8 protein-coding genes are annotated in these 7,664 nt (G+C 64.7%); 2 read left to right on the forward strand and 6 right to left on the reverse strand.

Translation table 11 applies throughout. From position 1 onward, the window contains the following. Nucleotides 1-289: 289 nt before the first annotated feature. Both AC1DZ8_RS33180 and AC1DZ8_RS33185 read right to left on the reverse strand, forming a co-directional pair. Nucleotides 290-1,105: a CDP-alcohol phosphatidyltransferase family protein gene (locus AC1DZ8_RS33180; protein WP_477311187.1), complete on the reverse strand. Its 816-nt coding sequence runs from the start codon at nucleotides 1,103-1,105 to the stop codon at nucleotides 290-292. A 3-nt stretch (nucleotides 1,106-1,108) separates the two neighbouring features. Continuing rightward, the gene (locus AC1DZ8_RS33185; protein WP_477311185.1) at nucleotides 1,109-1,891 is read right to left on the reverse strand and encodes a phosphatidylserine decarboxylase; all 783 of its coding nucleotides are present in this window, start codon (nucleotides 1,889-1,891) and stop codon (nucleotides 1,109-1,111) included. A 170-nt stretch (nucleotides 1,892-2,061) separates the two neighbouring features. On the opposite strand from AC1DZ8_RS33185, the gene AC1DZ8_RS33190 reads away from it, so the two are divergent. Together AC1DZ8_RS33190 and AC1DZ8_RS33195 are read left to right on the forward strand one after the other, a co-directional pair. Beyond that, nucleotides 2,062-2,751 carry a lysozyme inhibitor LprI family protein gene (locus AC1DZ8_RS33190; RefSeq protein WP_477311183.1) on the forward strand — a complete coding sequence of 230 codons (690 nt, stop codon included), beginning with the start codon at nucleotides 2,062-2,064 and terminating at the stop codon, nucleotides 2,749-2,751. Nucleotides 2,752-2,842: 91 nt separating this feature from the next. Further along, the gene (locus tag AC1DZ8_RS33195) at nucleotides 2,843-3,697 is read left to right on the forward strand and encodes an SMP-30/gluconolactonase/LRE family protein (RefSeq protein WP_477311181.1); all 855 of its coding nucleotides are present in this window, start codon (nucleotides 2,843-2,845) and stop codon (nucleotides 3,695-3,697) included. On the opposite strand, the gene AC1DZ8_RS33200 is transcribed toward AC1DZ8_RS33195, so the two are convergent. The 4 genes from AC1DZ8_RS33200 to AC1DZ8_RS33215 form a co-directional block, all read right to left on the reverse strand. Next, on the reverse strand, nucleotides 3,694-4,041 hold the full coding sequence (locus tag AC1DZ8_RS33200; protein WP_477311179.1) for an antibiotic biosynthesis monooxygenase family protein: 348 nt from the start codon (nucleotides 4,039-4,041) through the stop codon (nucleotides 3,694-3,696). The genes AC1DZ8_RS33195 and AC1DZ8_RS33200 overlap by 4 nt on opposite strands. Nucleotides 4,042-4,332: 291 nt before the next feature. Further along, entirely contained in the window at nucleotides 4,333-6,213 is a 1,881-nt protein-coding gene (locus tag AC1DZ8_RS33205) for an ABCB family ABC transporter ATP-binding protein/permease (protein ID WP_477311141.1), read from the reverse strand. 23 nt (nucleotides 6,214-6,236) lie between these two features. Further along, nucleotides 6,237-6,572 carry an ArsR/SmtB family transcription factor gene (locus AC1DZ8_RS33210; protein ID WP_477311139.1) on the reverse strand — a complete coding sequence of 112 codons (336 nt, stop codon included), beginning with the start codon at nucleotides 6,570-6,572 and terminating at the stop codon, nucleotides 6,237-6,239. Nucleotides 6,573-6,804: 232 nt separating this feature from the next. Next, nucleotides 6,805-7,664 (reverse strand): LysM peptidoglycan-binding domain-containing protein (locus tag AC1DZ8_RS33215; RefSeq protein WP_477402393.1); only part of this gene is annotated, 860 nt, incomplete at its 5' end.

Below are 7,664 nucleotides of genomic sequence, written 5' to 3' on the forward strand. Positions count from 1 at the left end.
GGCCTGGCCAAGGCGGCAGGACAGGTCCTCATCGCGGCCATCGCCTTCAACATGCGCCGCTGGGTAACGCTGGCCACCTGAGCCTGGGTCGCAGTGCGCCCGAAACCCACCGAATACGCCAACTCCTACCCCATCCGGCCGCAAACCCGCGCCGGAAAGCACCTCGATGCGCCCCTGCTGTCTCTCCAGGCGTCCAAAGCCTAATAACGCAACGGGCCCCTTGAGGGGGAGATGTCCGGCAGGACAGAGGGGGGTGTGAAGGAACTCGACCGAGCGTGGCTGCACGACTCTACCCAATATCCGAAGGCGGCACCTTTTCGCCCTCGCGCAAAGCGCGTTTGGAATAGGCGCGGACGCTGAAGGGCAGGAAGATGAGATAGCCGGCGACCGAGGCGGTCAGCGTGTACCAGGGATAGGTCATCAGCAGCAGCACGTAGAGCACCGCCGCAAGGATGATCGGCAGCACCTTGTCGCCCGGCACTTTCAGGCTTTTGCCGGAGTAGACCGGCAGCCGGCTGACCAACAGGAAGGCGACCAGGATGGTGAAGCCGCTGGCGACGAAGGCGGCGGTACGGCTGGGCTCAACGCCAACGCGCAGGAACGACAAATAGAGCGGCAGCATGACCAGCACGGCGCCTGCCGGCGCCGGCACGCCGACGAAATACTCGCTCTGCCAGATCGGGCGATCGTGGTCTTCATCGAGCACGTTGAAGCGCGCCAGCCTTAAGCCGCAGGCGATGGCAAACAGCAGTACCGCGATCCAGCCTGGCGATCCCGCGCGGTCGAGCAGGAAGGCATAGAGCACCAGCGCCGGGGCGACGCCGAAGTTGACGATATCGGCCAGCGAATCCATCTGCGCGCCGAATTTGGATGTCGCCTTCAGCATGCGCGCCAGGCGCCCGTCTATGCCGTCGAGGAACGCGGCAAGCAGCACCATTACCACGGCCGGCTCGAAGCGGCCCTCGAAGCCGAAGCGGATGCCGGACAGGCCGGCGCAGATGGCAAGCACGGTGACCAGATTGGGCAGCACCATGCGCATCGGGATTTCGCGGATGCGCGGGCCGCCGCTGCCGTGAGCCTCGAACTTTTTGAACGGCGCGCCCACCGCTTACGAGATCCTGACGAGCGGGGTTGCGGCGATGCCGCCGAATTCGGCGAGCACAGTTTCGCCGCCGACCGCCGTCTGACCGACGGCGACACGCGGCACGGCGGTCGAGGGCAGGAAGACGTCGACGCGCGAGCCGAAGCGGATCAGCCCGAAACGTTCGCCGATGGCGATCGAGCCGCCGGTCTCGGCCCAGCAGACGATGCGGCGTGCCACCAGGCCGGCGATCTGCACGGCGGCGACGGTGCCGTTGGGGCTGTCGATGACCAACCCGTTGCGCTCATTCTCCGAGCTTGCCTTGTCGAGTTCGGCATTGAGGAATTTGCCCGGCCGGTGCTCGATTTTGGTGATGCGGCCACGCACCGGGGCGCGGTTCACGTGGCAGGAAAAGACGTTCATGAACACCGAGATGCGGGTCATCTCGGTGGAACCGAGGCCAAGTTCGCGCGGCGGCACGGCCGGCCCGACCGCAGAGATAATGCCGTCGGCCGGGCTCACCACCAGCCGGTCGTCGACCGGCGTGATGCGCTCGGGATCGCGGAAGAAATAGACGCACCATGCGGTCAGGATCAGGCCGATCCAGAACAGCACCGAGGAGAAATAGCCGAGGAACAGCGTGCCCGCGCCAAAGGCGGCAATGAACGGATAGCCTTCGCGGTGGATCGGAACGAAGGCATTCTTGACCGAGTCGACGAGGCTCATTGGATGGAGCTCATGGGATGGGGGCAGTTCCTGTTTCAGGTCCGGCCTCAATACCGGAAAGGTTCCGTCGTCGCAACGCAACATTGGCCAAGGCCGCGTCGGCCACAGCCGGCAGCAACGGCGACGTGCTTGCCTGTCGGCGGCTTTGCCGGCAGAATTCCAGCCAACGCTGGTTCAGTGCGCGGCGAAAAGGCCGACCGCCCATGATGCCGAAATCAGGGAAAGCGCCGCTCACTGCCACGCGATTGGCAGCGATGGTTGCTGTTTTGACCGCCCTTTTGGCAACGAGCGACCCCGCAGCGGCGCAGGGCAAGCCATCCTTCGACTGCGCCAAAGCCGCCAGCGTGGCGGAAAGGGCCATCTGCGCCGACCCGGTTCTGGCGCAAGCCGATGCCGATGTGGCGAAGGCCTATGCCGCACTGCTGAAGACGCTCGATGCTCATGCCGGCAAGGCGCTGCGGGACGACCAGAGCGATTTCATCGCCTATCGCGACCAGATCGCCGGCTTCAACGAAAACACGCCCAAGGAACAGCAGACTTTCGACCTCGGCGAATTCCTGCGCGACCGCGCGACCTTCCTGGCCGGCATCCGCAAGCCGTCGGATGCAGGTTTGATGGGCACATGGAGCAGTGTGCGTGGCTCGGTCGAGATCAAGGCAGCGGGCTCGGGCAAGCTCGAGATTTCGGCAGAGATCGTCACCAATCCTGTCTCGGGAAGCGGTGCGTGCGACATCGGTGGCACGGTCGAGAAGCGCAAGGCCTTGCGGCTGGTCGACACCGACGACAACGACAAACCGACCGGCTTTGTCTTCACCTTTCGGCGTGGTGGCGATGCGCTTGTCGTCGAGCAGAGCGGCGCCGGCAAGGATGACAGATCCGAACCGCCATCCTGCGGCGCCAACGGCCATGCCGACGGAACGTTCTTCCTGAGCGAAAAACGTTAGGCTTGCTGTCGGGGAGACACCCCTTCGCCCGTCCTTGGTGAGACGGCGCCGACCTTTGCCATGACGGCGCTCCAACAAGGAGTGTCCTCCAATGCACAACCAAACGCATCTCGTTGCCGCCGGCCTCGCTTTCGGGGAGTCGCCGCGCTGGCATGACCGACGCCTTTGGGTCTGCAATTGGGGCACCGGCGAGATTGTCGCCGTCGAGGCCGACGGCAAGAGCGAGGTCGAGCTCACAGTACCGGCCGTCCTGCCCTATTCGATCGACTGGCTGCCGGATGGGCGGCTGCTGGTCATCTCGGGGCGCGAGGGTCTGCTGCTGCGGCAGGAGGCGGATGGAACGCTGGCCACTCATGCCGATCTTCGATCGCTGTCGAAAAGCCCGTGGAACGAGATCGTCGTCGACGGGCGCGGCAACATCTATGTCAATGGCGGCGGACCGGCGCCGGCGCCGGGAGAGCATTTCGGCCCGGGCACCATCGCTCTGATCACGCCGGACGGCAAAGTCCGGCAAGTGGCCGAGAACATCGCCTTTGCCAACGGCATGGCGGTGACGCCGGACAACAAGACACTGATCATCGCGGAATCGCATGCCAACCGGCTGAGCGCTTTCGACATCGCGCAGGATGGCAGCCTTTCCAATCGCCGCGTCTGGGCCGATCTCGACGGCTTTCCCGACGGCATCTGCCTCGATGCCGAAGGGGCGGCCTGGTATGCGGATGTTCCCAACAAGCACTGCGTGCGGGTGCGTGAAGGTGGCGAGGTGCTGGAGACGATCGATGCCGATCGCGGCTGCTTTGCCTGCATGCTGGGCGGAGCGGATGGCAAAACCCTATTCATCCTCGCCGCCGAATGGCGCGGCTTCGAACATATGATCAGCGATGCCCGCACTGGCCAGGTGCTCAGCGTCGAAGCGCCGGCACCTGGCGTCGGCTGGCCCGGCTAAAGTCCGGGAACCCGCTGATAGTTGGCGATATCGGCACGAACGCCGAGTCGCGTCAGCGTCGCCTGTCGGTCGAACCCCGCCCGCTCCTGTGCCGCCTTGACGATCGGCACGACATTGTCGACGGCCGCCTGGTTCTCCCATTCAACAATGGTGACGAGGTTGAATTCGCCCGGTCCCGAAAATTGCTCGAGCACGAAATCCCGCACGAAGCCTTGTTGCAGACGCAGCAGTTCATGCGTCGCCCTGACCTTGCTGAGGATTTCTTCGCGGGCCTCGGCGGGAACGACGAATTTGTCGACCCGGAATACGGCTTCACTGACAAGCTGTTGATTTAGTTGATCCATTTCAATCTGTCTCCGTTCCTGAACGATTTGGGTTCGGTGGCTCAGGAACGGGTTTGCGATCTCAACTTAGGTTGAGGTCAAGAGGAGATTTTCGATCTCCCCCCTCGTGGGGGAGATGCCCGGCAGGGCAGAGGGGGGCGCGAAGGATCGCAGACGTCTCTTGTGCACCCTTTACGCAACCGAGTGACGGCCGAGAAGTATTCTCCAACCGATGACAGGCCAGCGGGACAGCGCCCCCCTCTGGCCTGCCGGCCATCTCCCCCACGAGGGGGGAGATTGGCGCTCCGCCGCTTAGCTCACCTCCGAAGTCCTTCTGCGCACAATCACACCCAGCTCATCGCCCTCCCTGGCAATCCGCAGCCGCTCCTCGGCTTCCGTCGCTTCGCGCTGGCGGTCCCACATCGAAGCGTAGAGGCCGTGTTGGCGCATCAGTTCGGCATGGGTGCCGCGTTCGGCGATCTGGCCGTCCTTGAGCACGATGATTTCGTCGGCGGTGATCACCGTCGACAACCGGTGCGCGATGACGATGGTGGTGCGGCCCTTGCTGACCAGGTCGAGCGCGGCCTGGATTTCCTGCTCGGTGTGGCTGTCCAGCGCCGAGGTCGCCTCGTCGAGCATCAGGATCGGCGGCGCTTTCAAAATGGTGCGGGCGATCGCCACGCGCTGCTTTTCGCCTCCCGACAGTTTTAGCCCACGTTCGCCGACCATCGAACGGTAGCCCTCGGGCAACCGTGCGATGAACGGCCCAATCTGGGCCAGTTCAGCTGCCTTCTCGACATCCGCCTCGCTGGCGCCGACGCGGCCGTAGCGGATGTTGTAGGCGATGGTGTCGTTGAACAGCACGGTGTCCTGCGGCACCATGCCGATCGCGCCGCGCAGGCTCTCCTGCGTCACGTCACGGACATCCTGGCCGTCGATCAGCACCTGGCCGCGCTGGACGTCGTAGAAGCGAAACAACAGCCGCGAGATGGTCGACTTGCCGGCGCCGGACGGGCCGACGATGGCCACCGTCTTGCCGGCCGGCACCTCGAAGGAAACGCCCTTCAGGATCTTGCGGTTGGGATCATAGGCAAAGTGCACGTCGCGGAACTCGACCTTGCCGGCAGAGACGGCAAGCGGCTTGGCACCGGGCTTGTCGGTGATTTCCTGCGGCACATCGAGCAGGTCGAACATCTGCTCGATGTCGGTCAGGCCCTGGCGGATTTCGCGGTAGATGAAGCCGATGAAATTGAGCGGCACCGAAAGCTGCACCAGCATGGCGTTGATGAAGACGAAATCGCCGACGGTCTGCGTGCCGGCCTGCACCTCCAGCGCCGACATGCACATGACGATGACGGTGCCGAGGCCGAAGATGATGCCCTGGCCGAAGTTCAGCCAGCCGAGCGATGTCCAGATTCGGGTCGCCGCCATTTCATAACGCGCCATCGAACGGTCGAAGCGCTCGGCCTCCATCGCCTCGTTGTTGAAATATTTGACGGTCTCGAAATTGAGCAATGAGTCGATCGCCTTGGTGTTGGCATCGGTGTCGCTGTCGTTCATGTCGCGGCGGATCGAGATGCGCCAGTCGCTGGCGCGGACCGTGAACCAGACATAGAGCCAGACGGTGAGCGCCACTACGGCCACATATTTCCAGCCATAGGTGTAGGCGAAGATGCCGGTGGTCAGCGCGAATTCGAGAATGGTCGGCGCCGTGTTCAGCATGATGAAGCGCACGATCGTCTCGATGCCCTTGGTGCCGCGCTCGATGATGCGAGACAGGCCGCCGGTGCGGCGCTCGAGGTGAAAGCGCAGCGACAGCTGGTGCATGTGGACGAAGGTGCGGAAGGCGAGCTGGCGCACCGCATACTGGCCGACGCGGGCAAACAGCGCGTCACGCAGCTGGTTGAAGCCGAGCTGCACCAGCCGCACGACATTGTAGGCGACGACCAGCATGACCGGGGCCAGCAGGAAGGACGGCAACGGCGGCTGCGATTTGGCGTCGCCGGCCAGTGCATCCGTCGCCCATTTGAAGAAATACGGACCGGCGACCAGCGTCAGCTTTGCGACGACCAGAAGCAGCGTCGCCCAGGTGACGCGGGCCCTCAGATCAGCGCGATCGGCCGGCCACATATAGGGCCACAGATTGCGCAGTGTGCTGAAGGTCGAGGTGTCGGAAACGGTTTTTTCTGCCACTTTTCTTGCCTTTTGGGTGGGAGTCAGCGGCCGGGGCAGCAGGAATTGACGAGCGCGGTCAGCGATGCGGAAACATCGGCGAGCGCTGCGCGGTCGACTTCATAGCGCGAGCGCTGGCGGTCGGGCTGGAAGCGGACCAGGCCGGCCTCGACCAGGATCTTCAGATGCTGGGAAACGGTGGACTGCGCCAGATCGAGATGGTCGACAACCTCGCGGCAGCAGCAGGACTTGCTGGCCGATAGATGTTTCAGGATCTCGATGCGCGCCGGGTGCGAGAGCGCCGCGAAGCGAGCGGCGACAGCGCGGCTGGCGGGCGGTGCGCAGTTTGCGTGATCTTGTTCTGTCAGGGAGTCGGCCATCGTTCATCGGCGATAGACGATGAACGGGTGCAGGGCAAGCTAACCCGATGGGTAGATTGCGACTAATCTCCCCCCTTGAGGGGGAGATGTCGCCGAAGGCGACAGAGGGGGTCGGTACGTCCTGACGCGACGTCGTTTGCAGCGAAGAGAAGGCCAGCGCTTCACGCGCGAGGACCCCCTCTGGCCTGCCGGGCATCTCCCCCACGAGGGGGGAGATCAGATAGTCCCGAACTTACTGCGCCTTCACCGGCGCCGTCGTCGCTTGCTCGCCCATTGCCTTGAGGTCGGCGGCTTCGCCTTCCTTCGACTTTTCTGGAACCTTGAACACCTGTCCCGGCCAGATGCGGTCGGGATCGCTGATCTGGTCCTGGTTGGCGAGATAAATGGTCGAGTAGCGTACGCCATGACCATAGACCCGTCGCGAGATCCGCCACAGCGTGTCGTTGCGGCGGATGATGACGGCGCCGTCGGCATGTTCGAGTTTCGGCGCCACCGTCTCGGGCACGTCGGGTGTTGCCGCCGCGACGACAGCCGGAGCCTCGGTAGCGGGCGCTGCCGGGGCCTCGGCAATCGCCGGGGCTGGCGCTTCGGCCGCAGGAGCCGGTGCAGGCTCGGCCGGGGCAGCCGCGACCGTGGCCGGCGCTGCAGGGGCCGGCGCAGCCGGAGCTTCGGCAGCAGCCGGTGCGGCCGGCTTCGGTTCAGCAGGTTTTGCGTCGGCCGGCTTGGTCTCTGCGGGCGCCACGGCTGCGACCGCTTCGCCCGGTTCGCGCTCGAACGGCACGGCGGCACGCGCCACCACCTTCACGCCGTCGGCATCGAGACCGTCGACATGGATGGTGTAGCTGCCGACCGGGATGTCGCGCGTCGCCTCGACCAGGAAATGACCGTCGGGAGAAGTCGTGGCATCGCCGAGCAGGATATCGTTGGCATAGGCGCGCACCTTGCGGCCGGCGTCGGCGAGACCGGCAACGAAGATCTTGTTGCCGTCGATCTCGACCGCCTCGACGACGATCTTGGGTTCGGCCACTGCCGCAGCCGGCGGCGTTGCTGCCGGGGCCGGTGCCGCCGGAGCTGCTGCGGCATCCACGGCGG

This window comes from Mesorhizobium sp. P2_F7 (assembly GCF_056403695.1).

Excerpts from the sequence above, each read along its gene's own strand:
- AC1DZ8_RS33185 (WP_477311185.1), bottom strand. The coding sequence starts at position 1,891 with ATGTTGCGTTGCGACGACGGAACCTTTCCGGTATTGAGGCCGGACCTG.
- AC1DZ8_RS33190 (WP_477311183.1), top strand. The coding sequence starts at position 2,062 with ATGGTTGCTGTTTTGACCGCCCTTTTGGCAACGAGCGACCCCGCAGCG.
- AC1DZ8_RS33195 (WP_477311181.1), top strand. The coding sequence starts at position 2,843 with ATGCACAACCAAACGCATCTCGTTGCCGCCGGCCTCGCTTTCGGGGAG.
- AC1DZ8_RS33200 (WP_477311179.1), bottom strand. The coding sequence starts at position 4,041 with ATGGATCAACTAAATCAACAGCTTGTCAGTGAAGCCGTATTCCGGGTC.
- AC1DZ8_RS33210 (WP_477311139.1), bottom strand. The coding sequence starts at position 6,572 with ATGGCCGACTCCCTGACAGAACAAGATCACGCAAACTGCGCACCGCCC.